General features: G+C 61.0%; 23 protein-coding genes. 3 read left to right on the top strand and 20 right to left on the bottom strand.

What is annotated here, in order from left to right:
* Window positions 1–47 precede the first annotated feature (47 nt).
* The 10 genes from ICL81_RS00115 to ICL81_RS00070 all read right to left on the bottom strand — a co-directional run bounded on the left by ICL81_RS00115 (window position 48) and on the right by ICL81_RS00070 (window position 9,077).
* Entirely contained in the window at window positions 48–674 is a 627-nt protein-coding gene (locus ICL81_RS00115; RefSeq protein ID WP_353055368.1) for a TetR/AcrR family transcriptional regulator C-terminal ligand-binding domain-containing protein, read from the bottom strand.
* Complete coding sequence (locus ICL81_RS00110; RefSeq protein ID WP_188033001.1) at window positions 671–1,504, bottom strand: tyrosine-protein phosphatase; 834 nt, start codon at window positions 1,502–1,504, stop codon at window positions 671–673. The genes ICL81_RS00115 and ICL81_RS00110 overlap by 4 nt, the downstream gene beginning before the upstream one ends.
* Window positions 1,501–2,343 (bottom strand): phosphonate ABC transporter, permease protein PhnE, encoded by an 843-nt coding sequence (gene phnE, locus ICL81_RS00105; RefSeq protein WP_215394717.1) that lies wholly within the window; start codon window positions 2,341–2,343, stop codon window positions 1,501–1,503. Before phnE ends, ICL81_RS00110 begins: the two co-directional genes overlap by 4 nt.
* Entirely contained in the window at window positions 2,330–3,157 is an 828-nt protein-coding gene (gene phnC / locus ICL81_RS00100; protein ID WP_353055367.1) for a phosphonate ABC transporter ATP-binding protein, read from the bottom strand. Before phnC ends, phnE begins: the two co-directional genes overlap by 14 nt.
* A complete protein-coding gene (gene phnD / locus ICL81_RS00095; protein WP_188032999.1) occupies window positions 3,154–4,062 on the bottom strand; it encodes a phosphate/phosphite/phosphonate ABC transporter substrate-binding protein in 909 nt (302 codons plus the stop codon). Before phnD ends, phnC begins: the two co-directional genes overlap by 4 nt.
* A 184-nt stretch (window positions 4,063–4,246) precedes the next feature.
* Window positions 4,247–5,194: a siderophore-interacting protein gene (locus tag ICL81_RS00090; protein WP_188032998.1), complete on the bottom strand. Its 948-nt coding sequence runs from the start codon at window positions 5,192–5,194 to the stop codon at window positions 4,247–4,249.
* Window positions 5,184–5,984, bottom strand: a complete 801-nt coding sequence (locus ICL81_RS00085) for an ABC transporter ATP-binding protein (protein WP_188032997.1) — start codon at window positions 5,982–5,984, stop codon at window positions 5,184–5,186. Before ICL81_RS00085 ends, ICL81_RS00090 begins: the two co-directional genes overlap by 11 nt.
* Window positions 5,981–7,003 carry an iron chelate uptake ABC transporter family permease subunit gene (locus ICL81_RS00080; RefSeq protein WP_188032996.1) on the bottom strand — a complete coding sequence of 341 codons (1,023 nt, stop codon included), beginning with the start codon at window positions 7,001–7,003 and terminating at the stop codon, window positions 5,981–5,983. Before ICL81_RS00080 ends, ICL81_RS00085 begins: the two co-directional genes overlap by 4 nt.
* Window positions 7,000–8,037: an iron ABC transporter permease gene (locus ICL81_RS00075; RefSeq protein ID WP_353055396.1), complete on the bottom strand. Its 1,038-nt coding sequence runs from the start codon at window positions 8,035–8,037 to the stop codon at window positions 7,000–7,002. The genes ICL81_RS00080 and ICL81_RS00075 overlap by 4 nt, the downstream gene beginning before the upstream one ends.
* 5 nt (window positions 8,038–8,042) lie before the next feature.
* Window positions 8,043–9,077 (bottom strand): ABC transporter substrate-binding protein, encoded by a 1,035-nt coding sequence (locus tag ICL81_RS00070; RefSeq protein WP_188032995.1) that lies wholly within the window; start codon window positions 9,075–9,077, stop codon window positions 8,043–8,045.
* Window positions 9,078–9,317: 240 nt separating this feature from the next.
* Here ICL81_RS00070 and ICL81_RS00065 point away from each other — a divergent pair, with 240 nt between their 5' ends.
* On the top strand, window positions 9,318–10,739 hold the full coding sequence (locus ICL81_RS00065) for an APC family permease (protein ID WP_188032994.1): 1,422 nt from the start codon (window positions 9,318–9,320) through the stop codon (window positions 10,737–10,739).
* On the opposite strand, the gene ICL81_RS00060 is transcribed toward ICL81_RS00065, so the two are convergent.
* The 6 genes from ICL81_RS00060 to ICL81_RS00035 form a co-directional block, all read right to left on the bottom strand.
* A complete protein-coding gene (locus ICL81_RS00060; RefSeq protein ID WP_188032993.1) occupies window positions 10,727–11,488 on the bottom strand; it encodes an ABC transporter ATP-binding protein in 762 nt (253 codons plus the stop codon). The two genes, ICL81_RS00065 and ICL81_RS00060, sit on opposite strands and share 13 nt — an antisense overlap.
* Window positions 11,485–12,513, bottom strand: coding sequence for an iron chelate uptake ABC transporter family permease subunit (locus ICL81_RS00055; protein ID WP_188032992.1), 1,029 nt, complete (start codon window positions 12,511–12,513; stop codon window positions 11,485–11,487). Before ICL81_RS00055 ends, ICL81_RS00060 begins: the two co-directional genes overlap by 4 nt.
* A complete protein-coding gene (locus ICL81_RS00050; RefSeq protein WP_370566807.1) occupies window positions 12,506–13,558 on the bottom strand; it encodes an iron chelate uptake ABC transporter family permease subunit in 1,053 nt (350 codons plus the stop codon). Before ICL81_RS00050 ends, ICL81_RS00055 begins: the two co-directional genes overlap by 8 nt.
* A 47-nt stretch (window positions 13,559–13,605) precedes the next feature.
* Window positions 13,606–14,601: an ABC transporter substrate-binding protein gene (locus ICL81_RS00045; RefSeq protein WP_353055366.1), complete on the bottom strand. Its 996-nt coding sequence runs from the start codon at window positions 14,599–14,601 to the stop codon at window positions 13,606–13,608.
* A 161-nt stretch (window positions 14,602–14,762) separates the two neighbouring features.
* On the bottom strand, window positions 14,763–15,710 hold the full coding sequence (locus tag ICL81_RS00040) for a type II secretion system F family protein (RefSeq protein ID WP_188032990.1): 948 nt from the start codon (window positions 15,708–15,710) through the stop codon (window positions 14,763–14,765).
* The gene (locus tag ICL81_RS00035; RefSeq protein ID WP_188032989.1) at window positions 15,707–16,768 is read right to left on the bottom strand and encodes a CpaF family protein; all 1,062 of its coding nucleotides are present in this window, start codon (window positions 16,766–16,768) and stop codon (window positions 15,707–15,709) included. Before ICL81_RS00035 ends, ICL81_RS00040 begins: the two co-directional genes overlap by 4 nt.
* A gap of 276 nt (window positions 16,769–17,044) precedes the next feature.
* Here ICL81_RS00035 and acs point away from each other — a divergent pair, with 276 nt between their 5' ends.
* Window positions 17,045–19,021 carry an acetate--CoA ligase gene (gene acs / locus ICL81_RS00030; RefSeq protein WP_188032988.1) on the top strand — a complete coding sequence of 659 codons (1,977 nt, stop codon included), beginning with the start codon at window positions 17,045–17,047 and terminating at the stop codon, window positions 19,019–19,021.
* A 105-nt stretch (window positions 19,022–19,126) separates the two neighbouring features.
* On the top strand, window positions 19,127–20,941 hold the full coding sequence (locus tag ICL81_RS00025) for a glycerophosphodiester phosphodiesterase (RefSeq protein ID WP_188032987.1): 1,815 nt from the start codon (window positions 19,127–19,129) through the stop codon (window positions 20,939–20,941).
* Window positions 20,942–21,065: 124 nt separating this feature from the next.
* Here the strand turns inward: ICL81_RS00025 and ICL81_RS00020 are convergent, their stop codons facing one another.
* The 4 genes from ICL81_RS00020 to ICL81_RS00005 all read right to left on the bottom strand — a co-directional run.
* Window positions 21,066–23,003 carry a choice-of-anchor Q domain-containing protein gene (locus tag ICL81_RS00020; RefSeq protein WP_188032986.1) on the bottom strand — a complete coding sequence of 646 codons (1,938 nt, stop codon included), beginning with the start codon at window positions 23,001–23,003 and terminating at the stop codon, window positions 21,066–21,068.
* Window positions 23,004–23,174: 171 nt separating this feature from the next.
* A complete protein-coding gene (locus ICL81_RS00015; protein WP_188032985.1) occupies window positions 23,175–24,161 on the bottom strand; it encodes a Calx-beta domain-containing protein in 987 nt (328 codons plus the stop codon).
* Between the two features lie 297 nt (window positions 24,162–24,458).
* Complete coding sequence (locus ICL81_RS00010; protein ID WP_188032984.1) at window positions 24,459–25,112, bottom strand: hypothetical protein; 654 nt, start codon at window positions 25,110–25,112, stop codon at window positions 24,459–24,461.
* A 170-nt stretch (window positions 25,113–25,282) separates the two neighbouring features.
* Window positions 25,283–25,820, bottom strand: a 538-nt coding sequence (locus tag ICL81_RS00005) for a Calx-beta domain-containing protein (protein WP_215394715.1), incomplete at its 5' end; no start/stop codon positions are given.

The raw sequence follows: 25,820 nt of genomic DNA, 5'->3' as shown, positions 1-25,820 counted from the left end.
GCAGCGCTGACTGGCGGCGCTGACTGGCCATGCCAGCGGCCGGCCGCTTAGTCGCGCATCGCGATGCCCGCCCAAATGATGTCGAAAGCGGTCTCCAGCCGCTGCCGCGTTTCAGGGCTGGAGATGTCATCGCCGCGCACGATGAGTTGGTAGTACACGACGCCAGCCACCGCATCGAGTGTTGCCTCGACGTCGAGCCCCGGCCGTAGCTGACCAGTTGCGACCCCGCGCCGGAGCGCTTCTTCGAGGGGGCGTCGCCGTCGCGCAACATGCGACTCCCAGTAGGTGCGCTGCAGCGACGGATCGACAAGGATCAACCGCATGCGGTGCTGGAACCGCGTCATCACGACGCCTGGCGCTTGGGTACTCGGCAGGAAGCCCTGCGTAATCACCATTCGAAGGTCAGCATCATCCGAAACCTCGGGGTAGTTCGGATGCCCAACATCGAGCGCTGCCGCGATAAGCGATGTGATCGACGGCCAACGCCGATAGAGAGCCGCGCGGCTCACGCCGCTAAGCTCAACCACCCGCGTGACCGTCACTTCCTCGCCTGAGTCGATGAGCGACACCGCTGCGGCGAGCGCTCGCTCCTCGAGTGCGTGCACGCGTGGGCGCCCTGGCCGAGCTCGCTGCTCAGCCAGTGCGCCCACGTCACCTGTCGTGGTGAGGGTCACGCACGGTCCTGTGATGATCCGCGCACGGTTGCCGCGCGTTCCTGTAGCCGCAGGATCGTCGTGTCCGAGAGCCCTGCGCTCCGCAGCGGCGCAAGCGGATCGCCGTAGGTGCTGCGCAGGTAGCTGAGAAGTCGTTCCATCGAGACTTCCATGCCGCCCTCAATGAGCGATCCCGCTCGCATTTGCGAGTGGTCGAAGCCGAGACGCTTCATAAGCGGCGCCATGACTCCAGCGGTTCGCGCCATGATCGCAGGCATGTTTTCGCCTGTCTTGGCGTAGTCCGTCACGATATCGGCATCGTTCGCGCCCAGGCTCATCAGGAGCGAAGCGGCGAGCACACCGGTGCGATCGCGGCCAGCTGTGCAGTGGAACGCTGCAGTTCCCTGGGTGTACGCAATGATGTTGAGTGCAGTGACGAGCTGTGCTGCCGCTGACTCGTACATGCCGATATACATTTCACCCATGGCGTGATGCGTGAGCGGTGTATCTCGCTGTATTGAGCTTCCGATGTCGGCCATGAGCGGGAGGTGATGGTAGCTCACGGGGCGAGCCGCGAGCGGACCGCGGCCGGTCATCTCTGCTTCGGCGTGTGAGCGAAGATCAATCACTGCCGAGAGTCCCTGAGCGACCAGCGAGTCTGCGACCTCTGCGGTCACGAGCGACAGATCATCGGCGCGGATCGCAAGGCCCTGGGCCAGCACACCGGTACCGGCCGGGTTCGCAATCGTAATGCCGCCGAGATCACGCAGGTTGACCGGCGCCGTGAGCACGATGCGTGCGGTGTCAGTGTCTGCTGCGGGGATCGTGTCTTCAAGCGTAGAGAGACTCATGTGATCTTCTTTCTGATGTATGCGGAGCCCTGGTCGATCGCGGTGACCAACAGGACGATGCAGATGATGATGGCGCTGAGATGTCCGTAGTCATACATCCGGAGCGCGGTAGTGAGTTCGAGGCCGATGCCGCCGGCACCAACGAGGCCGAGGATCGTCGCTCCACGCACATTGCCTTCGAACAGCAAGAGTGTGTACGAGGTGAGGAGCGGTGCGGCCTGCGGCAGGATGCCGTACTGAATGACCTGGCGTTTCGAAGCTCCGACGGCCTCCATCGCGGTGACTGGGCCTGGATCGACCTGTTCCATCGCTTCCGCAAAGATCTTGCCGATCGAGCCAATCGACCCGAGCGTCATCGCGAGGATGCCTGCGAACGGGCCGAGGCCCACTGCTGACACGAACATGAGCGCGAACACGAGATCGGGCACCGACCGAATAATGTTCATGATCCAGCGTGACGGGAAGTACAGCCACTTGGGAGCAATGTTTGATGCGGCGCAGAACGCCACAAGCAGCGCAAGCCCGGCTCCAAGCACGGTGCCAACGACCGCCATCTGGAAGGTCTCGAGCAGCAGTCGGAGGATCGTGTCGATTTTGCTGAAGTCAGGCGGGAACAGCCGAGAGAGGAACTCCCCCATGTTGACGGCGCCCTCACCCAGCTTCAAGAAGTTGAACTGCGCACCGTTGAATGACCAGACCAGCACGATGAGTGCGACGGGGATACCGAGCATAAACCTCGCGCGCGGAACCGTAAATGCTGCTTCGAGCCGAGCCCGCTCCCGCGGGTCAAGCTCCTGCTTTCTGGCGGCCTGTTGACGCGGCGACTCAGTGGTTTTCATCTGCATCCTCATCGTCGTAAATCACACTCAGCAGGTCAGAGGTGAGTGACGCAGCAGAGCCCGACACCACGATCTCGCCGTGCCGCAGACCGACGATACGGTCTGCGTGTGCGAGCGCGAGCGGCAGCACATGCAAACTCACCAGTACTGGGATGCCGTCCTCGTGCGCGATCTCCCGCAGCAGTTCCAGCACGGAGTGCGAGAGTTTCGGATCGAGCGAGGCGACCGGTTCATCCGCGAGAATCACACGCGGCTGCTGCATGAGCGCCCGTGCGATTGCAACGCGCTGCTGCTGCCCACCAGAAAGGGATCTCGCAGGGTCATTCGCTTTGTGCGCGATACCCACGCGATCGAGGAGTTCGAGTGCGCGAGCGCGCTGCTCACGTGAGAAGCTCCCGAGCAGGTTCACGGGTCCGGCGTTGTGGAGCGCACCGGTCAGCACGTTTGTCAGCACGCTCAACCGCGGGATGAGATTGAACTGCTGGAAGACTTGACCAACTTCAGATCGCAGGGACCGAAGCTGCCCACGCCGCAGATTCGCGACGTCATAGCCAGCCACGCGGGCCGATCCGCTCTCGATGGGAGCGAATCCCGTGAGGGTCTTCATGAGTGTGGACTTCCCGGATCCCGAGGACCCGAGCAGCGCGACCATCTCTCCGGGATGCAGCGAGAGGTCGACGCCGTGCAGCACGCGGTGATCACCATACGAGACTTGGAGGCCGCTCACGGAGACGAGTGGGAGCTGCTGCAGCAATGCTGCGGTGTTCGGAACTGCCGAGGTCACAGTCGACGGGGTGGTGGCCTTCAGTGTCACTCGAGATCACCGAGCTCAACGCCAGCGACCGCTGCAATCTCAGAGAACTGCTCGAACTCGCTCTTCTTCGGATCGACCTGCAAACCGGCCGATGCAAACATCGCGTACGCACCGAGCTGTTCAGCGTTCTCTGCAACGAAGATCTTGCTCACCGCATCCTGAATCTGCGTGCGCGTTGCGTCGTCGAGGCTCTGGCGGCCGAGGATCGTGCCAGCAATGCCAGCTGCCGGGCTCTGCCCGATACCGCGCCACTCACCCTCCTTGAAGGGGAACATCGGTTCACCCATCTGAGTGAGCACATTTGCGGTGCAGGCCGCGTCAACCTGCCCCTGCTCGAGCGCAGCGAAGCTGCCCTCGTGGCCGCCCGAGAAGACCGCGTCGTAGTCAACACCCTGTTCAAGACCAGCCTCGTGCAGCATGTACACCGGCATGAAGTACCCCGAGCTCGAAGCCTGATCGGCAAACGCGATCTTCTTCCCCTTGAAGTCTTCAATCTTCTGAATCGGCGAATCATTGAGTACGACGCAAGTCGAGACGGGCTTGTCGTCACCGTTGAACGCGACAAGCGCATCGACCTTGCCAGTGCCGACCGCGAGCGCCGAGGGGAAGCCACTCATGATGCCGATATCGATGTGATCTGAGCGGATCGCTTCCACCACGCTGAGGTAGTCAGGCACGTCGGTGACCTTGACCTCACGGCCGGTCTCCTTCGCGAGCAACTCGGCAAACACCTCGGTCGGGTTCACCGCGGTGGGGTCGTCACCAGCGGGAAGCATCGCGACGGTGATGGGGGCGTTCGGGTCTGCGGCCGCCTCCGTTTCTGCGGTGCATCCGGTGAGAGAAACCGCAGCAGCACAGGTGAGTGCGAGTGCAGGAATCAGCTTTGGCAGAACGTTCTTACGCATGAAGAACCTTTCACAGTGTGAACGGGGCAGGAGCCCCTCTGAGGCCTCGAGAAATTCGAGAACACCAGTATTCAAACCGCTGAAGATGACCGGGAATTACGAGAACCGGATACTTCTAATGAAAGGTTCGATGAACACCGAGTAACGGGTGCCACCATCACCGCCGCTGATTCCTGCAGCGAGGCTAGCCGCGCATTGCCACACCTCGGCGCCAGTAGCCCATGAATGCAACCTGCGTGCGATCGATGCCGAGATCACGCACCAGGTGACGGCGCAGCGTCGTCACGACACCGCTCTCCCCCGCGATCCAGTGGTAGCGCTGTACAACCGCCGTCACCGGTTCGATGTCTTCGCCGAGGCCCGAGTACACGGGGGTCTCCCACACGAGCTGCTCGTCTGCAAGGTCTTCCACCACGATCTGGTCGCGCTGCTCATCGCCAAGGTGACCGAGTACGGCAGGGAGCAGGAGCGTGCCGTGGGCCTGTGTTCCTCGCACCAGCCAACGCACCTCCACCCCGCTCGGCGCCGCAATCGGCAATTCATCTGCCCCCTCGGGCACCTCAATGAACGCGATGCCACGCAGGTCCCGCGGCGCATCCTCGAGGACTCGGGCGATCGCGGGAGCCGCGGTTTCGTCGCCGGCGAGCAACACAGTCGTTGCCTCCCCCGGCGCGTACTCAATGCCGGCACGCTCGGTGCTGCCGCGACGCGGCCCGACCAAGAACACCTCATCGCCCACGTTCGCTGTGCTCGCCCACAGCGAGGCAGGACCGGTGAGGCCAGGCTCCAGATGCAACACAAAGTCAACGACGACCTCAGTATCGGCCCCATCGACCCGCAGCTCACGGATTGAGTAGGTGCGCATCGATCCGCGCTCATCTTCAGGCACCGCAAGGTACGCGGCCCACCAGTCGTCAGAATCCTCATCAATGCTCGGCAACACCCCAGATTCGGGTGGGAACACGATCTTGATGCGAGTGTCAAACACATCACCAAGGTTGCCAAACTCTTCAAGGCCTGGGCCAGCGAAGGTCACACGCGCAAAACTCGGCGAGACGCGCTCGATCGCGCGCACAGCAGCGGTGCGCAGCACAAACGCTGGCTTCGTGCGAGCAGCAGACTTAACAGACATGGTGTCGTCCTTTCGGGATGACCATTGGTGCCCCAGAAACCGGGTCGATGGTGATGTGATTGGGAAGCCCGAAAACCTCTTCCACGAGGTCTGCGGTAAGTATGTCGCGCGGCGCACCCGCGGCGTAGATCCGGCCATCCTTTACCGCGACGAGTTCATCGGCGTAGCAGGCAGCAAGATTGAGGTCGTGCAGCACCATGACAATCGTGGTGCCGCGAGCGATCCGGAGGTCGGTGAGCAGGTCAAGGACCTCCACCTGGTGCGCAACGTCAAGGAAGGTGGTTGGCTCATCAAGCAGCAGAATGTCGGTCTCTTGTGCGAGAGCCATCGCAATCCACACGCGCTGCCGTTGGCCGCCAGACAGCTCGTCGACGCTGCGATCCGCGAGATCTGACGTGCCGGTCGCCGCCAGCGCCTCAGCCACCACCTCGTAATCGCGCGCCGTCCAGCGTGCAAACGCGCGCTGATGTGGGTGACGGCCGCGACCAACGAGATCCGCCACAGGAATGCCCTCTGGCGCAATGGGTGACTGCGGCAACAGACCAAGCACCTGGGCAACCTCACGCGTCGGTCGGGCATGGATCGACGTTCCGTCGAGCATGACCGACCCTGCGTGCGGTGGGAGCAACCGAGCGAGCGAGCGCAGCAGCGTGGACTTGCCACAGCCATTTGCGCCAACAATGACGGTGATCTTGCCCGGTGCAAGCGTCAGATCGAGATCAGTAATCACGGTTCGATCACCATAGGCAAGGGTCAGGCCGTCTGCGGCGAGAGTATGCGCCGTCGTCATATGGAAGCTCCTGTGCGATTCGTGCGGATCAGTAAGTAGATGAGGTAGGGAGCGCCGAGCACACCCGTCACGACGCCAACCGGATAGCGCGCGCCGAGCATGAACTGGCCAATGAGGTCGCCGGCGAGCACCAACACCGCGCCCACGAGGGCCGACGGCAGCATGAGGTTCGCGCCTGGACCGGTGATGCGAGCAGCGATAGGACCAGCCATGAACGCAACAAACGCGATCGGTCCAGTGGCAGCGGTCGCAAACGCGAGGAGCGCAACCGCACCGAAGATGACGAGCAATCGCACCCGCGAAACGCGAACGCCGAGGCCCATCGCTGAGTCGTCGCCCATCCGCAGCATCGAAAGCGAAGTGCCCTGGCTCAAGAGCAGCGGCATGATGATGACTGCCGCGCACGCGAGCGGAAGCACGCGGTCCCACGAGGCATTGTTCAAGCTGCCGGTGAGCCACTGCATTGCGGTCTGAATGTCCCATTGGGCCGCCCGTGAGAGCAGGTACGACGTCACGCTCTGCAGCATCGCCGCAAGACCAATACCGATGAGGATCAGCCGCGTCCCGGCGAACCCGCCCCTGCGGGACAACAGGAAAATGGCCGCGGCAGTCAGGAGCGCGCCAGCGAGCGCGAGGAAGGACACTGACGGGCCGCTCACACCGAGCGCAACGATACCGGTGACCGCGGCCGCACTCGCACCGCCAGAAATGCCGATGATGTCGGGTGACGCGAGCGGGTTTCGCAGGAGCGTCTGGAAGCACACACCGGCGATGCCGAACGATGACCCCGCGAGCAGTGCAAGGACCGCGCGGGGCAGTCGCAATTCCCCTACCGCGAACGATGCCCCTGGCACCATCTCACCAGTGAGTACGCTGAAGACCTCGCCTGGCCCGTAGATCGTGTTACCGATCATCAGCGCAATGGCGAACAGCACGAGCAGCAGTGCACCGAGCACGAGGCTCGTGCTCGCGTGCCGACGCAGCCTCGCACGGCGGCCGGCGATCAAGACTGCGGTCACAGTTCACGCACCTTCTGTCGACGAACAATCCAAATAAAGAACGGAGCACCAATGACGGCGGTGATGATGCCGACTTGAATCTCCTCAGACGCGGGAGCAATCACGCGGCCAAGCACATCAGAACCGGTCAAAAGAATGGCGCCGAGCAGCGCAGAGAACGGGAGCAACCACCTATGGTCTGGGCCGACGAGCATACGGCACACGTGCGGGATGACCAGTCCAACGAAACCAATCGGGCCGGCAATTGCGGTCGCAGCACCCGCAAGAATCACTGCGCCGAGCGCTGAGAGCACCCGAGTGCGCTGCACGTTCTCACCGAGTCCGGCAGCCATGTCGTCGCCCAGTGCGAGCGAGTTCATTCCGCGGGCACAGAACAGGCAGATGGCAGCGCCCACCGCGAGCGTCGGCACGAGCATTGCGATCTTGGGCCACTCTGCGCTCCCGACACCGCCGATCTGCCATGACTGAAATGCACGGAGCAGCTCAACGCGGGGCAACATGATGGCGCTGATGAGCGAGGTGAGCGCCGCGGTCACCGCGGCGCCTGCGAGCGCGAGCTTGAGCGGGGTCGCCCCGCCCGCTCCAAGCGAACCCACCGTGTACACAAAGACCGCGGTGATACCAGCGCCAACGACCGCCACGAGAATGAAGCTCAGCGAGTGCGCGAGCCCAAAGAACGCAATTCCAATGACCACAGCAAGCGACGCACCGGTCGTCACTCCCAGAATGCCGGGATCCGCAATCGGGTTACGGGTGACCGCCTGCATGGTCGCGCCTGACATCGCGAGCGCGGCACCGACGAACACCGCCAGCACAGTGCGCGGGATTCGCTTGATGATCGCGGCCTGCTCAAGTGTTGCATCGTGCCCGGCGAGCGCGGCAAAGATGTCATTCGCGGTGACGGAGCGAACCCCAAACGAGACCGACAAGACCGCAACGACCGCGAGGATGAGGCAGCCGGCAAGGAGCCACAGAGAGCGCCGCAGTGCCGGCCGCTGCAGTTGCGCAACGGCCGGCACCGCGGCTGGGGTGATCGCAATCACTGTGCGGTCAGCGGTTCAGCAAGCAGCTTGAGGTAGTCCTGCAGGCCCCACGAGATCGACAGCGGCGAGGGGTTTGCCGAGGCTGCGATAGGAGTTGCATCCGGCAAGATTGCGATGTTACCTGCAGCAATCGCGGGGATCTTCGAAAGCAGCGGATCAGCCTGCAACTGCTTCACAAATGCAGCATCGCCGTAAGTGACGAAGAGGTCGACATCATCAAACTTCTCCGCGTCCTCTGCGCTCACGGTGAGGTAGAAGTCTTCACTTCCGACGCTGTCTTCAACAACCTGCGGGTACGGCAGCCCAATGTCGTGGAGGTAGCCGGGACGCGTATCGCTCGCGGTGTAGTAGCCGATCTGGCTGAAGTCGTTCGGGTCAATGTACGCGAACAGTACCTTCTTGCCTTCGAGAGCGCTGTTGGCGGCGAGGGCGGCGTCTGCCTGCGCGTGCAGGTCATCGATGAGGGCGTCCCCCTCCTGAGAGAGACCGAGTGCCTGCGAGTCGAGGCGGATCATGTCATCTACTGAGGTACCCCACGCGACCTCTGGATAGGCCACCACCGGCGCAATCTTTGAGAGCGTGGTGTACTCCTCCTTCGTGAGACCGGAGTATGCAGCGAGAATCACATCGGGCTGGGTATCTGCGACTGCCTCGAAATCGATGCCGTCGGTCTCGTCGAAGAGCACCGGGGTTTCTGCACCGAGCTCTTCGAGCTTGTCCTCAACCCAGGGCAGCACGCCATCATTGTCATCATCGCCCCAGGTGACCTTGGTCATGCCGACCGGCACAATTCCGAGCGCGAGCGGGACCTCGTGGTTTGCCCACGCGACGGTTGCCACGCGAGTGGGCTTTTCCTTCACCACGGTCTCGCCGTAGACGTGCTCAATCGTCACGGGGAACACATCGCCCGCCGCAGACGCACCAGCGTCGGTCTGTGCGCTCGCATCGCCGGAGGAACCGGACGAGCAAGCGCTCATGCCGAGGGTCAGCGCGAGCGCGGCGCCGACCGCGAAAAGACGAGAGGTGCGCATAGGGAGTGCCTTTCATAAGCAAAATCAACGTTTCCGAACATCATCTGATGTTAGTAAGGTTGCGCTTGCTTTGGCAAACTTTCTGTGAGTTTCTCAGCCTGCACCTCCGCAAATAGGGCTTGACGGATGGCCATATTCCGCATGTACTAGTCCTGACGCACAATCCGTACTTTGTACGGAAATCGCAATGACGCGATACGTGCACGTCCTGCACCCCAGATCTCAAAGGAGCGATCGCCAGTGTCTGCACCCGTTAAGAAACTCATTCCTCAGCTCAATCTCGCCGGTCTCATCGTCTTCGGGCTCTCCTACATGGCCCCCGCAGTCGTGATCGCCACGTTTGGCGTGATCGCGACCATTTCGCAGGGCGCGACTCCCATGGCCTACGTCTTTGCCACGCTCGCCATGCTCCTCACCGCGGTGAGCTACGGCAAGCTCGCGCGCAAGTTCCCCGCTTCGGGATCGGTCTACACCTACGCCCGCCGCACCATCGGCAGCAAGCTCGGCTTCCTCGCCGGCTGGATCATCTTGCTCGACTACCTCTTCCTTCCAATGGTGGCCTGGCTCATCATTGGGCTCTTCTTCTCAGCCCAGTTCCCGTTCCTGCCGCCCTGGGCGTGGGGCCTCATCGTGATCGCGTTCTGTACGGCCATGAACATCCTGGGTATGAAAGTGGCGGATCGCTTCAACCGCTTCCTCCTCATCTTCGTCATGGCCGGCATACTCTGCCTCATCGGTTTCGGCATCGCGTTCGCGGGCGGGAGCGGCGTCTCACCAGCGGTAGCCATTTGGCCTGAGTCAACGACGTTCTCACTCGTGGCAGCCGGTGCCGCCGTCGCCGCATACTCGTTCTTGGGATTCGACGCCGTCAGCACCCTGAGCGAAGAGGTGAAGAATCCGCGCACAACCGTCCCACGCGGCATCGTCGCAGTGGTCATCAGTGGCGGCATCATCTTTGTCGCTTCCGCATTCGTCATGCAGTGGGCCTACCCCAGTTTGGAATTCGCAAACGCAGATACCGCTGGGTTTGAGATTCTCAACGTCATCGGCGGCCCCGTCTTTGCCGGCCTGGTGAACTCGACCGTGCTCATCGGCGGGCTGGCATCGTGCGTTGCTGTACAGGCAAGCGGCAGCCGACTGCTGTTCGTCATGGGACGCGACGGCGTATTCCCGAAGAAGGCCTTTGGCCACCTGAGCGAGAAGTTCAGAACCCCGACCTTCAATCTCCTGTTCATCGCAACCATTGGCCTCGCAGGCCAGTTCCTGAGCATGGGGGACGCCACATCACTCATTAACTTCGGCGCCTTCCTCGCGTTCACCATTGCAAACATTTGTGTCTTCGTGCTGTGGTGGAAGAACCGTTCGAGCATGCCGCTGCGCACCCACTTCTTCGGGTACCTCCTGATCCCGGCGCTCGGCGTCGCGGTCGACCTGTACCTCCTCTTCCACCTGAGCACGCTCGCCATCATCATCGGCAGCATTTGGCTCACCGCAGGCGTGATCTACCTCGCATTCCTCACGCGCGGATTCTCCCGGCCTGCGCCGGGCCTCGACATCGAGACTGTCGAGAGCGACGATACGCTCACCACGACCGTGGTAGTCAGTGAACCAGCGCCCGCCGAGGCCGCGACCCCCACGGTCAGAGACGCTCAGGGCCGGTAATACACCGCCACCGGGTGGTCGTTGTGACGCACGACCTGCACCGGAGTCTCGAACACGCGCTCAAGCACCTCGGGCGAGATAATCTCGTCCGGGGTGCCTGAGGCAACAACCTGTCCGTTTGCGAGCGCCACAATGCGGTCGGCGTAGGCCGCCGCAAAGTTCACGTCGTGAATCACGAGCACCACGGTTTTGCCCAGCGCATCGGCCGCAGCACGCACCTGGCCCATCATGCTGACCGCGTGCCGCATGTCGAGGCCCGTGAGCGGCTCGTCGAGCAGCACATAGTCAGTGTCTTGCGCGAGCACCATCGCGACGAATGCGCGCTGACGCTGACCGCCCGACAGCTCATCAATGAAGCGATCTTCCATGCCAGCAAGGTCAAGGAACGCGATGGCCGCGTGAATCGCTCGTCGGTCAGTCTCGGTCTGACGACCGCCGGAGTGCGGGAATCGTCCAAACGTCACCAGCTGACGCACGGTCAAACGGGCCATGAAGTGGTTCTCCTGCTTGAGAATTGACACCACCTTTGCCAGTTCACGCGGCTTCGCTGTGTGCACATCGAGCCCGCCGACCGTCACTCGCCCGCTGTCGGCCTCGAGCAGACGGCCAATGATCGTCAGCATCGTTGATTTGCCAGCACCGTTCGGGCCGATGAGCGCAGTAACGCCACCCTGCTGGATGGTGAGGTTGATCGGTCCGAGAACGTGCCTTCCTTCGTAGTCTTTATTGATCTCGTTGAGTTCGATCAACGCAGTCCCTTTCTAAGCAGAATGATGAGGAAGAGCAGACCGCCCAAGAACTCAATAATCACGGTCACGAGGCCCGCAGCGGAGAAGACGTGCTTGAGCACGAAGGTCGCCCCCAGCAGTGTGACCAGGCCGATGCCAATGGCGAGCGGCAGAATCTCAGCGTGCGTTTGGCCACGAGCAAACTGATACGCGAGTGTCGCCACGAGGAAGCCATAGAACGTCATCGGGCCAACCATTGTCGCCGAGACCGAGACCAGCACCGCGACCAACACGAGCACGGTCACAATCTCACGCTTGTACCGAACGCCGAGACTCGTTGACACGTCGCGGCCGAGCGCGAGCACGTCGTAGGTACGGCGGCGCACCCACACGAAGACGAGCACCGCGCCCACGATGAGCGATGCAATCGGCAGATACTCGATGTTGCCCTTGCTGATCGAGCCAAACAGCCGCGCACTCAGCACGTCAAACTCGCTCGGCGTGAGCATGCGCTGCAGGAACGAGGAGATCGAACCAAAGCCGACCCCGAGCACGATGCCGACCAGCAACAACAGATGCAAGTTTGCACGGCGGCGAGAGAAGAGCCACCCGTAGAGCACAGTCGCAAACAGCACCATGAGCGTGCTCTGCACGATGATCTTCGGTATCCCCTCCATGCTCGTCGCCGAGGTGCCATACAGATACACCAATGCAGTCTGCATGAGCACATACAAGGCGTCGAAGCCAAGGATCGACGGCGTCAAAATTCGGTTCGACGTTGCCGTGTGGAAAAGCACGGTCGCCACAGATTGCGCGACCGCCACCAGCGCGATGGTCCAAATTGTTTCGCCACGCGACTGCACGATCGACCAGAACCCCGAGCTCCCTGGCGGCGCCGGGTTTCCGTACGTCACGATCGCAATCGCCAGCGCGAGGGCGATGCCGAACACGAGCAGAATCGGCCAGTTGCGGGTGATCCAGCGAGTGGGCGGATCCGCCAATTCTGGCGCCTCACCCGTACTTGAGAGCTGAACGATACTAGCCATTGTTTCTCCTCAGCAGCATCGTGATGAACACCACGGCACCGACGACGCCGAGCACGAGCGACGCGGGGACCTCGAACGGCATGATGATCGTGCGGCCGATGAGATCACACGCGGTCACGAGCGCGATACCGCCGAGGCACACCCACGGCAGATTGCTGCGAACGTTGTCACCGCGAATCATCGAGACGATGTTCGGCACCACCAGGCCAAGGAACGGCAGAAAGCCCACGACGACCGTCGTCACACCAGCCGCGATCGCCACGAGCGCGGTGCCGGCGATAAGGATCGCTTCGTAGCGAACACCGATACTCGTCGCGACGTCCTTCCCGAGACCAGCGACAGTGATGCGGTCTGCGAGCAAGAAGACGAGGAGGGTGACAGCCGCGACGATCCACAACACTTCGTAGCGGCCGCGCACGACCTGCGTGAAGCTGCCAAGGAACCATGTACTCACCATCTGCAGCAGGTTGTACTTCGCCGCAATAAACGTCGTGAGCGCGCTGACGACCGCACCGAGCATGATGCCAATGAGGGGAACGACGAGCGTTTGGCGGATCGCGATCCGCCTGAGAATGAGCATGAACACCATTGCGCCGATAAACGCAAAAATGCTCGCGACCACCATGCGGCCGACGAGGCCGACGTTGGGGGTGAGGAGCGCGGTGAGGAGCAGGCCGAGCGCCGCCCACTCCGTGGTGCCGGATGTGGTGGCGTCAACGAATCGGTTCTGCGTGAGCATCTGCATCACGAGGCCACTCGTCGCCATCGCGGCTCCCGCGAGCAGCAGCGCGAGGGTGCGCGGGACGCGGGTGATCCAGAACATTTCGCTGCCGAAGTCGGCCTGCAAGTCGTAGACGCCGACGAGGAGTGAGGCGATAAGCAGGCCCGCAGTCGCAAGCAAGGCAAGTGCGAACTGCCAGGACAGGCGTCGAGCCGGCGCGACCCCCGCGTCAGCTTCGTCAGAGTTGGCCGAAGCGTGTACTTCGGCGATTGATTTGGTGGCTGTATAACGCCGGATGGGGTGTCCACTCGAATGAGTAGACACCCCCGGCCGTGACCCCTCAGGCGGGGGCACGTGGTCTTGCTGCGACATTAGCCTGCGAACGCTACCTTCAACTGGTTGAAGAGGTCGGTGTACGCCTGAATATCTTCGGTGAGGTAGAAGTTCGAATCAAGCACAACAACGTTGCCCTTGGTCACGGCAGTGACGTTCTTCAGTGCCTCAGAGTTGGTGATGAGCTCGGTCGCGGGTAGCGATCCTTCCTCACGCTCATCCGCAGCGAATGCCGCGTCGCGGTCGAGTGCAACGATCCAATCGGGGTTCGATGCTGCAATTGCCTCGACCGAGATGTCGTCGCCCTTATGGTCGTCCGATGCGCCTTCGACCTCAAGTGCGGGCTTGAGATCAAGCGCACCGAAGATCGGGCCGAGCGAACGGCCAACACCGGGAGCGAGGTAGCCGATCTTGCCTGCCGATGTGTTCACTGCCATGACGGTGCTCTTGCCGTCGTACGCTTCCTTCGCGCCAGCGATTGCTGCGTCGAGATCGTCGTTGAGCGCAGTTGCCTCCGCTTCGTGATCGAAGATCTGGCCGAGAATCGTACTCTCACGCTTCAACTCAGAGAAGACGTCTTCGCCGTCGCGGGGAGCGAGCTCGATGACCTTTGCGTCGGGGTTCTGCTTGACGAGGTCATCGTAGTAATCACCGAAGCGGTAGCCACCGATAATGAGATCGGGAGACGCAGCGATGATTGCCTCAAGGTCAGGCTCGCGGTGATTGCCGACGTTTGCAACCGACTCATCGTCGGTGTAGTTCGGCCAGACAGTACCCATGACGTCCTTCGGCGCTGCGACGAGCGGAACATCCCACTCAGTCAGCGTCTCGAAGGCGTGGTTGTCGAGCACAACAACGCGCTCGGGGTTGACGGGAACTTCAATCTCACCGTGGTTATCGGTGATGGTGACGGTCGACGCCGCAGCGTCTTCGGCCTTCGAGTCAGTGTCAGCCGACGAGCAGCCTGCCATGGTCAGTGCGGCCGTAAGCGCAAGCGCTACAACGGACGCGGATCGGGTCATTCGGCGATTCACGAACGCTCCTCAGTTTCAAATCTGGTGATGCCGGCGCGGGGGTCACACCGGTCTGTCGCGCGCTGGGGCCGATCCCAAACTCGGCCCCTGGCGACAACAATTCACCATAGCCTTACATTCATCTGATGTTCAAGTGCGAGATGTGTTCTGCCGTGTTTTCTTCAGCCAATTTGCCCCACTCCGCTCAGCAAAGACACCAGCACCGGCACTACCCCGAGCGCCACAAACGCGGGCAGAATGCAGGCTGCGAGCGGAATGAGTACGCGCACCCCGAGTCGCTCGGCATCTCGTTCAAGCTGCGTCGTCGCGTGTGCGCGAGCAAGCGACGCAGCTTCCAGCAGCAGGGCGCCGGCTGGCACGCCGGTTTGCCGCGCCATCGCAAGCACACGACCAGCAGCTGACGTGTCCATCAGCTCAACAAACGGCACCCATTCGGCACCCACCTCGTCGACCGCGGTCGCGACCCACCGCCGCGCGAGGCCGGGCGGAGCGCCGCCGGCAAGCGCAATCCACAACAGTTCACACTCGACCGCTACGATCCGATCCGCACGCGCAACGCTCGTCATCATGCGCCTCGCCCAACGCACCCCGCACCATTCCAGGAGCGCCCCGATCACCACGAGCGTGATGCCAAGCGGGGTGACAAACACCGGCAGCGGATTCAAACCAAGCGCCAGCCCCATCCCAATCGCGGCGGGCGGCAGCCAGGCCACGAGGCGCACGGTAGCCGAGGGGCCGGCAACCAGCACGGCACGCCTGTGAGCAACGTCGATCAATGCCTGCGTCGCGACCGCCAAGCGATCGAGCACGGTCGCCATCGGTGCCCCGCTTCGCTCGCCGATGAGCCAGGCCGCGGCCGCGATCCGCCAGGCTGGTGAACCTGCTGCGGCGAGCGCACGGGGCACGTCCGGGGCTGCCGTGATCCGCGCACCAATTTCTGCCAATCGCGGGCTCGCGGTCACCGCCTCCGGCTCACTGTCGAGCACGAACCCAAGTACTCTGCCGACCGGAATCCCGCCGCGCAAGAGGGAGGCGGATCGGCGCAGCAGCCAGGTGAGTTCCTCATACTCCTCCGTGCCGCTAGCTGCGGCCTTGACTTTCGCCCTCACCAGGGAATTTCGTCGACGCACAACCGCCCGCTCTCCCCGACGCGCGGCCGTCCGAGACCGGCGATGCGGTGCACCCCGTTTCGTCGCTCCACGTGTATAACGCAGTGCACTGCCGACGCCACTTGACTGGCGAGGAGCTCAGCGCTGAGGCCCGCCATCAGGCCGAGCGATTCGAGACGAGCTCCAACCTCTGCGATGCCGTTGGCGTGGAGGGTGCCTGCGCCGCCGTCATGGCCCGTGTTCAGTGCTGTGAGCAACGTCGCGAGTTCGGCACCGCGGCATTCACCGAGCACGATGCGGTCTGGTCGCATGCGGAGTGCTTCTCGCAGGAGCCGGTCGAGTGTGACCTCACCTGCCCCTTCGCTATTGGCTTGGCGCGCTTCGAGCGCGATGCGGTGTGGGTGACGCGGGCGCAGCTCAGCGACGTCTTCGATCGTCAGGATCCGTTCGGTACCGGGAACCAGTTCGAGTAGCGCTGTGAGCAACGTTGTTTTTCCGCTGCCCGTTCCGCCCGAGACCAGGAAGTTCTTCCGGTCGATGATGAGCTGCCGAATCCGCGCCCCGCGCGCCGAGGAGCAGAGGCCTGCGTGCAACAGCTCCTCGAATGACAGGACTCGTGCGGCGGGGATCCTGATCGAGACGACCGCGCCTTCGACAGCAACGGGATCAAGCACAGCGTGCACGCGAATGCCGTCGCCGAGACGGACGTCAGCGCAGGGGTGAAGTTCGTCGAGGTGACGGCCGCCGGCTGCGATGAGCGTGCATGCAAGCTGGCGCACCGCCTCGGGTGGAACGCGCCAATTGGGGATGAGAGCGAGGGTGCCGGCGCGATCCACCCAGAGGCGCCCCTCCCCCGCAGTAACCTGCAAGAGAATGTCACGAACGCCAGGTTCGTCGACGAGCTCGAGCACACCACCGAGCGCACGTCGCACATCGACCGTGAGCGCGGCAGATCGCTTGGACGCAGCGGCTGGCACGGCGGCTGGCACGGCGCCAGGCACCGCATCAAGCACAACGTCAGTCGCAGACCGTGCCGCAGTTCCAAGTGAGAGAGTCATTTCGACATCCAAACAGCAGAGCACACACCGCGAAATCCGGTCGGCCGCAGCATGTGAATAAGTGTCTGACACCCCGTATTGTGCGATCACTTGCGAACACTCCCGGGGATTTTGTCCCGTTTAAGAGTTCAGAACAGATACATATAGTCTCCACAGAACAACAACTTTCGGAGGTAGTCACTCTTCGTCATCGCGGTAGCCTGAGGTCAGCCTCAACGGGTAAGTCAACGCAACGACGCGATGTTCTACCTGAAATTCAACGACGAAGGGCGACTCATGAGTAGCGACTACGGCACCATCGAAAGCCTGCCCCTGGCAGAGACCATCGAGACCTATCCCCCGAGCAGCGAGTTCGCGGCACAGGCAAACCAGCAGGATCCCAGCATCTACGTCACGGCGGCACAAGACCCCGAGGCGTACTGGGCGCAGCAGGCAGACAACCTCGTCTGGCGTAAGCCATTCACCGAGATTCTCGACTGGTCGAACCCGCCCTTCGCGAAGTGGTTCCAGGACGGCGAGCTGAACGTCGCAGAGAACTGCCTCGACCGTCACGTAGCAGCGGGCCTCGGTGACCGCGTCGCGATCCACTTCGAGGGCGAGCCAGGCGACACCCGCACCATCACTTACGCGGAGCTCACCGCAGAGGTCAAGCGCGCAGCAAACATGCTCACCGCGCTCGGCGTCGTGCAGGGTGACCGCGTCGCGATCTACATGCCGATGATTCCCGAAACCGTCATCGCGATGCTCGCATGTGCACGTCTTGGCGCGGCGCACTCGGTCGTCTTCGGTGGCTTCAGCGCAGACAGCCTGCGTTCGCGCATCGATGACGCTCGTGCAGAGCTCATCATCACCGCCGACGGTGGCTACCGCAAGGGCAAGGTCTCGGCGCTCAAGCCGACCGTCGACGCAGCCCTCGCGATCGAGACCGACGTCAACACCGTCGAGCGCGTGCTCGTCGTCAAGCGCACTGAGAACGACATCGACATGGTCGAGGGTCGCGATCTCTGGTGGCACGACGAGATCGCCAACTACTCGGAAGAGCACGAACCCCAGGGCTTCCCCGCAGAGAACCCGCTCTTCATCCTCTACACCTCGGGTACGACGGGACGCCCCAAGGGCATCCTGCACACCTCCGGCGGCTACCTCACTCAGGTCACCACGACCCACAAGAACATCTTCGACCTCAAGCCAGAGACCGATGTCTACTGGTGCACCGCTGACGTTGGGTGGATCACCGGCCACAGCTACGTGGTCTACGGTCCCCTCGCAAACGGCGCTACCCAGGTCATCTACGAGGGCACACCCGACACCCCCGATTGGGGCCGTTGGTGGAGCGTCGTGCAGAAGTACGGCGTCACGATTCTCTACACCGCGCCCACCGCGATCCGCTCATGCATGAAGGTTGGCCGTCAGGTTCCCGAGCAGTACGACCTCTCGACGCTGCGCGTGCTCGGTTCGGTCGGTGAGCCGATCAACCCCGAGGCATGGCGCTGGTACCACGAGATCATCGGCGGCGGCAAGGCTCCCATCGTTGACACCTGGTGGCAGACCGAGACCGGTGCGATCATGATCTCGCCGCTCCCAGGCCTGACCTCACTCAAGCCCGGTTCGGCGCAGGTTCCGCAGCCCGGCATCGACGTGAACATCGTTGACGAGCAGGGCAAACGCGTTGACCGTGGTCAGGGTGGCCTGCTCACGATCCGCCGCCCGTGGCCGTCGATGGTGCGCACCATCTGGGGCGACGACGAGCGTTTCAAGGAAACCTACTGGGATCAGTTCGGCGACCAGTACTTCGCCGGTGACGGCGCACGCGTCGACGAGGATGGCGACATTTGGCTCATGGGCCGCGTGGACGACGTCATGAACGTTTCCGGTCATCGTCTTTCGACGACCGAGATCGAGTCGGCGCTCGTTGGCCACCATTCGGTTGCTGAAGCAGCGGTTGTCGGCGCAGACGATGAGACCACCGGCCAGGCAGTCGTGGCGTTTGTCATTCTCAAGTCGCAGCAGCACGATCTCTCAATCGAAGAGGCGGAGCTCGAGCTCCGCAAGCACGTTGCCGCACAGATCGGTGCAATCGCACGCCCCCGCCGCGTTTTCATCGTCAGCGAACTGCCGAAGACCCGCTCGGGCAAGATCATGCGCCGCCTGCTCAAGCAGGTCGCAGAGGGCAAGACCGTGGGCGACACCACGACCCTCGCCGATACCGTTGCGATCACGCAGATCCAGCAGCAGGTTGGTGCTGGCATCTAACGCCTCGCATAATCGCTGAGATGCGGTGAGCTAGCGTGCACTTGCATGCTGGCTCACCGCATCTCTCGTTCCTTGGCCGTCGCGACCCTCGCGTACTATCGAAAGATGCAAAACATCAACCCGCTTCCGACGCTTCGTGCCGGTCTGAAGACGGTGAGCACTCGTTGGAACTCACTCGCGTGGGCGCTGCTCGGAATTCACGTGGTGATGTTGTTGCTCGCCGCACCACTCATTGGCTGGTTGTTCCGTGAGGCGCTGCGTGCGAACGGCATGCTCGCGCTCGATATCGGCACCTTTGCCATCACCGACGGCATCGGCGTCACGATCGCCCTGCTCGTTGCGCTCATGGTCGTCGCGTTCTGGCTCATGTCACTGCAGCTCATGCTGCTCATCATCATGATCGCGCGGGTTCGTGCTGGAGCGTCGTTACAGACAAGGCCCGTACTACGCCAGCTTGGCGCTGCGGCTCGCAAGCTACTGCGGCCTTCATCGGCTGCGCTGTTCGGCTACGTGTTACTTGTCGTGCCGCTCAGCGGCTTTGGATTTATTTCAACGCTGTCGCAGGGCATCTCGATTCCCCATTTTGTCTCTGGCGAACTCCTCAAAAGCCCCGTCGGCTCCATCATTTGGTACACATTTGTCATTGTGCTGGCGTTCTTGAACCTACGCTTTGCACTGAGTATCCCTATCTTCGTGCTCACTGACGCGACCGGCGGCCGTGCGCTGCGTCAGAGCTGGCGACGCACCGCGGGGTGGGCGGGTGTTCGTCTCATACTCGCGATCGCGCTCATCATGATCGGCGCCGTGGTCGTCATGCTCGCAGCGATTGCCATCGTCATTTTGCCAACCCTCCTGAGCGATGTGCTGTGGCCGGCAGCCTCCCCCGTTATCGCGGCGTTCTGCCTCGGTGTCGCGGAGGTGCTTGGCATGCTCGTCATCTTCGCAGTGACGGCGATGCTCGGGACGACACTCGTGCAGCTGAGCGGCACCGATGGTGATGGTGCTGGCCTCGCCGCGAGCCCCGCCGCAGACGAATTCACGGTCGAATCCACACGCCGTTCGAAGATCGTCTTCGAGACTGTCTGCGTCGTGATGGCGCTCGGCCTCGGTGCCGCGAGCATCACGACGATGCAGCAGCTCTCCCAGGCGCCCGAAACGCTCGTTCTCGGTCATCGCGGGTTTAGCGACAAGGCAGCTGAGAACACCATCGAAGGCCTGGAGGCCGCGCATGCCGCTGGCGTCGACCTGGTCGAGATCGATGTCATGCAGTCGAAGGATGGCGGATTCATCGTCATGCACGACACCTCACTTGCCCGTCTCACTGGCGAGAACGTATTGGTGAAAGACCTCACGTTTGACGAGCTCACAGCAATGACAGTGACCGATCAGTTTGGCCATCAGGGCAAGATTGCGTCGCTCGCCGACTACGTCACGCGTGCGAACGAACTTGAGCAGCCCCTACTTATTGAGATCAAGCTCAGCGGTGCAGAGTCCGACGACCACGTCGATCAACTCGTGGCTGAGCTCGAAAACCTCGACGCCCTTGAACAGAATCTTTTCCATACGCTCGACTACCCGAGCGCTGAGCGGCTAAAGCTCATTCGTCCCGACCTCACTGTCGGCTACATTCTCGCGTTCGCTGGTGTGAGCTTGCCCGAGACGAGTGCCGACTTCGTTGTAGTTGAAGAGTTCACTGCGAGTGACAAAATGCAACGCGAAGCAGAAGCAAAGGGCCTTGGCTTTTATAGTTGGACCGTGAATGATGAAGACGGTATTCGCGAGCTCCTTCGACGCGGGGCCGACGGCATCATCACAGACCATCCCGATGTAGCAATCGCAGCTCGAGCAGAAATGCAGGATGAAAAGGGCCTGGCCGGCGTACTCCTCGACGCAATCACCCGCTTCGTCATCGTCTGGTAAGCGCCAAGGTATCGACCTTAAGTACGCCTCCAGAAAGGGTTTGGTTCCCTAGGCACACGCGTAAGCACGTTGGGCTGCTGATTCATGAGAAATCAGCAGCCCAACGTGCTTACTTGTTGTGTGGTTAGCCGTTTCGTGTCTTTCGGCGGGCCAGCACCACAGCCCCACCCATCAACACCAAACCAGCACCCAACACCCACGGCAACACCAGAGCATCACTACCAGTGCGTGCAAGATTCTGACCCGTCGGCTTCACCGTCGGATCAACAATCGGACCAACCGGCTCCTCAGGATCAGGCACCGTCGGATCAACAATCGGACCAGTCGGATCCTTAGACACCCGCAACAATGCAGTACCCGAATCAGCATCCAACTCCGCAGCACCCAACACCACACGAGCACTCATACCAAACTCAGAACCATCAACCGCAGACGCCTGCAACGTCGGAACCGAGAAATCCTTCGAACCAGTCTCACCCGCCGCAAACGACACCGTCTGCGTCGTCGACGTGAACCCCGAACCAGCAACAGCAGTGCCATCAACCGTGGTCAACTCAACATCAAACGACGTATCACCAGGCTCTACCACTGTCACCGGGAACCGAGCATCGGAACCAGCCGTAACCTCACCAGCATCACCAACTGTGACCAACGCACGCTGCGCTTCCACCGAACCAGCATCAGACAACCCGGCACGCGTGCCGAGCACGCCTCGCTGATCCGCGACTGTACGCGGAGCCGAACCAGCATCAAGCACCGGGGAACCGGCCAAAGGCACCCGAGCAAAACTCTCGCCCAAACCGATATCAGCCAGATCACCCAGCAACAGGTCATCCACCGTCTTCGCACCCGCAAGCACAGACGACTCACCCACCACCACGTTGCCCACGCCAGTGATAGCAGCACCGCTATCCGCGTTCACTGCCGGTGAGCCATTCCCATCAATCGCCGAATTATTGATGGTCACGTCCCCGTCGTAGTACGTCTTAATCTGGCCGCGAACCGTCACATGATCAAACTCTGCGTAGTCATTGTTATTGGCTTTTCGGCCCGAAATAACTACTGCTGGAGCACCGGGGTTTGCGTCAATCGTGCTCGAGGACACCTTTACTGGACCATGCGTGCCGTACTTGGCGTAACCAACCTGAACCAATGGACTTGTACTGGTCGAGGACGCATCGCGTTCGACGCTGTTGTTCTCAAACAGCAACTGCGGCTCCGCATTCCCGGGGCTAGGAGCGTTACTTGCATCCAAGCGAACAAAAACTCCCCTATCTGTCCGGTCAACAAACCGGTTCCCAGAAATAACTGCAGGAACCTCTTCTTGTTCGGAGGAGGAAGCACTCGTCATGAAATCAATACCGACAGCATCCTTATCAAACTCCACGACGTTGTCGACAAACCTGAACTGCTGATTCGCGGCACTGCTTGTACCATATTCGAACAGCAGATAGCGGGGGTCGGTAATCGTGTTTTGAGCTACCTCGATGGTTTCTGGGTTGCCCATAATAGCAAAGGGGGTGCCAACACCTTCGAACGTACTCTCAACCACACGAATCGATCTCATGCTGCTACCTCCACTTACCCCAGAAGCGTCAACATCACCGATGAATCGGCAGTTGCGAACCGAGATAACTGGCACAGTTTGCCCGAGCCAGGCATTGATTGCAGTGGCCTTCCCCGACTTCGGTGCGAGGTGCAATGTCAGGTTTTCGATCGAGAGTGACGCAGACGGGGAGAACATATTTGTGTTTTCCACCCATGCCGAAGGCGGCTCTTGCCTTTCCAAAGAGATACTGGCTCCGCTCCCTTCACCAACGATTCGCACTGCGTCATTCACCTGAAACTCCGATTCCGGGTACAGTTCCAGCCCTTCGGAAATCACGATCGTGTCCTCACCCGGCGACGCATCTGCCTCACTCAGCGCCTCACGCAGCGTGCCAGGGCCAGAATCATCTGCTGACGTCACCCGCAACTCAACAGCATGCGCAGGAGACACCCCCACTCCGAAAGCACTCAACAGAAGCGCAGCAGCAACTCCTGAAACAACAGTCTTCTTCATATCTTCCCCCAGGAAAACTCATTAACCTGGCATGAGAATAACAACACATGTTGTCCCTGTATAGATGCAAAATACAAAAGAGACCCATAACTTTGCACTACAACATACAGCGGGCTTGTACTCGAAGAACTCTCGAGTACAAGCCCGCTGTACGAGCAAGCCAGACCTGGACTAGCCGTTTCGTGTCTTTCGGCGGGCCAGCACCACAGCCCCGCCCATCAACACCAAACCAGCACCCAACACCCACGGCAACACCAAACCATCACTACCAGTGCGCGCAAGATTCTCACCCGTCGGCTTCACCGTCGGATCAACAATCGGACCAACCGGCTCCTCAGGATCAGGCACCGTCGGATCAACAATCGGACCAGTCGGATCCTTAGACACCCGCAACAACGCAGTACCCGAATCAGCATCCAACTCCGCAGCACCCAACACCACACGAGCACTCACACCAAACTCAGAACCATCAACCGCAGACGCCTGCAACGTCGGAACCGAGAACTCCTTCGAACCCGTCTCACCCGCCGCAAACGACACCGTCTGCGTCGTCGACGTGAACCCCGAACCAGCAACAGCAGTGCCATCAACCGTGGTCAACTCAACATCAAACGACGTATCACCAGGCTCCACCACCGTCACCGGGAACCGAGCATCAGAACCAGCCGCAACCTCACCAGCATCACCAACCGTGACCAACGCACGCTGCGCTTCAACCGAACCAGCATCAGACATACCGGCACGAGCTCCCAGCACACCACGCTGATCCTCAACCGAACGCGCAGCCACACCAGCATCAAGCACCGGGGAACCGGCCAAAGGCACCCGAGCAAAACTCTCGCCCAAACCGATATCAGCCAGATCACCAAGCAACAGGTCATCCACCGTCTTCGCACCCGCAAGCGCAGACGGCCCACCAGTCACCACATTGCCCTCACCAGTGACAACAGCACCGCTATCCGCATTCACCGCTGGTGAGCCAAGTCCATCAATCGCCGAATTGTTGATGGTCACGTCCCCGTCGTAGGACGTCCTAATCTGTCCACGAACCGTCACATGATCAAACTCTGCGTAGTCGTTGGTAGAAGATTTTCTGCCCGAAATAAGTACTGCTGGGGCACCGGGATTCGCGTCAATCGTGCTCGTAGACAGCTTCACTGATCCATGCCTGCCGTACTTGGAATAGCCGATCTGGACCAATGAAACTGTACTGGTCGAGGACGCATCGCGTTCGACACTGTTGTTCTCGAACAGCAACTGCGGTTTCGGATTTCCTAGAAGAGGAGCATCACTTGCATCCAAGCGGACAAAGATCCCCTCATCTGTCCGGTCAACAAACCGATTCCCAGAGATAACTGCGGGGGTCTTCTCTTGATCGGAGAAGGAAGCACTCGTGAAGAATTCAACACCGGCAGCATACTCAGCAAACTCAACATTGTTGTCGACAAACCTGAACTACTGATTCGCGGCGCTGCTTGCACCCAATTCAAAAACCAGACCGAAAGGATCGGTGATTGTGTTTCGAGCGATCTCGACGTTCTCTGGATTGCCCCTAATAGCAAAGGGGGTGCCCACACCTTCGAACGTACTATCAACCACACGAATCGAACTCGCGCTGCTACCTACGCTTATCCCAGAAGTTCCAAGATCACCAAAGAATCGGCAGTTGCTGGCCGAAATAGCTGGCACAGTAGAACCAAGCCAGCCTTCGATTCCAGTGGCCTTCCCCCGCTTCGGCTTAAGGTCCAATGTCAGGTTTTCAATCGAGAGTGACGCAGCCACGGAAAACATCTTTGTATTTTCCAGCCCTGCTGCAGGCGGTGATTGTCTTTCCAAAGAAATACCGGCGCCATTGCCTTCCCCCACGATCCGCACCGCGTCATTCACCTGAAAGGGCGACTCCGGTTGCACGTTCAGACCTTCAGCAATCACGATGGTGTCTTCACCCGGCGACGCATTTGCGGCCTCAACCGCTTCGCGTAATGTGCCAGGGCCAGAATCCTCTGCTGACGTCACCCGCAACTCAACAGCATGCGCAGGAGACACCCCCACACCAAAAGCACTCAACAGAAGCGCAGCAGCAACCCCTGGAACAACAGCCTTCTTCATATCTTTCCCCTTGAAAAATCACAGCCTCGCATGAGAATAACAACACCTGTTGATCTTGTACAGATGCAATACTCAACGCACACTTACAACCCGACAGACAGGCATACAGCGGGCTTGTACTCGAAGAACTCTCGAGTACAAGCCCGCTGAACGCGCAAGCCAGACCTGGACTAGCCGTTACGTGCCTTTCGGCGAGCCAACACCACAGCCCCACCCATCAACACCAAACCAGCACCCAACACCCACGGCAACACCAGAGCATCACTACCAGTGCGTGCAAGATTCTCACCCGTCGGCTTCACCGTCGGATCAACAATCGGACCAACCGGCTCCTCAGGATCAGGCACCGTCGGATCAACAATCGGACCAGTCGGATCCTTAGACACCCGCAACAACGCAGTACCCGAATCAGCATCCAACTCCGCAGCACCCAACACCACACGAGCACTCACACCAAACTCAGAACCATCAACCGCAGACGCCTGCAACGTCGGAACCGAGAACTCCTTCGAACCCGTCTCACCCGCCGCAAACGACACCGTCTGCGTCGTCGACGTGAACCCCGAACCAGCAACAGCAGTGCCATCAACCGTGGTCAACTCAACATCAAACGACGTATCACCAGGCTCCACCACCGTCACCGGGAACCGAGCATCAGAACCAGCCGCAACCTCACCAGCATCACCAACCGTGACCAACGCACGCTGC

Origin of the sequence: Leucobacter sp. cx-328, from assembly GCF_014530035.1 — a bacterium.
GTDB lineage: Bacteria > Actinomycetota > Actinomycetes > Actinomycetales > Microbacteriaceae > Leucobacter.
The sequence above is the reverse complement of the archived record's forward strand: the minus strand, read 5'-3'. Positions and strand labels throughout refer to the sequence as shown.

Bases quoted from the DNA above. Each gene is read 5' to 3' on its own strand.
- ICL81_RS00110 (WP_188033001.1), bottom strand. From the start codon at position 1,504: ATGAGTCTCTCTACGCTTGAAGACACGATCCCCGCAGCAGACACTGAC.
- phnE (WP_215394717.1), bottom strand. From the start codon at position 2,343: ATGAAAACCACTGAGTCGCCGCGTCAACAGGCCGCCAGAAAGCAGGAG.
- phnD (WP_188032999.1), bottom strand. From the start codon at position 4,062: ATGCGTAAGAACGTTCTGCCAAAGCTGATTCCTGCACTCGCACTCACC.
- ICL81_RS00090 (WP_188032998.1), bottom strand. From the start codon at position 5,194: ATGTCTGTTAAGTCTGCTGCTCGCACGAAGCCAGCGTTTGTGCTGCGC.
- ICL81_RS00085 (WP_188032997.1), bottom strand. From the start codon at position 5,984: ATGACGACGGCGCATACTCTCGCCGCAGACGGCCTGACCCTTGCCTAT.
- ICL81_RS00070 (WP_188032995.1), bottom strand. From the start codon at position 9,077: ATGCGCACCTCTCGTCTTTTCGCGGTCGGCGCCGCGCTCGCGCTGACC.
- ICL81_RS00055 (WP_188032992.1), bottom strand. From the start codon at position 12,513: ATGGCTAGTATCGTTCAGCTCTCAAGTACGGGTGAGGCGCCAGAATTG.
- ICL81_RS00035 (WP_188032989.1), bottom strand. From the start codon at position 16,768: ATGACTCTCTCACTTGGAACTGCGGCACGGTCTGCGACTGACGTTGTG.
- acs (WP_188032988.1), top strand. From the start codon at position 17,045: ATGAGTAGCGACTACGGCACCATCGAAAGCCTGCCCCTGGCAGAGACC.
- ICL81_RS00025 (WP_188032987.1), top strand. From the start codon at position 19,127: ATGCAAAACATCAACCCGCTTCCGACGCTTCGTGCCGGTCTGAAGACG.
- ICL81_RS00020 (WP_188032986.1), bottom strand. From the start codon at position 23,003: ATGAAGAAGACTGTTGTTTCAGGAGTTGCTGCTGCGCTTCTGTTGAGT.
- ICL81_RS00010 (WP_188032984.1), bottom strand. From the start codon at position 25,112: ATGAAGAAGGCTGTTGTTCCAGGGGTTGCTGCTGCGCTTCTGTTGAGT.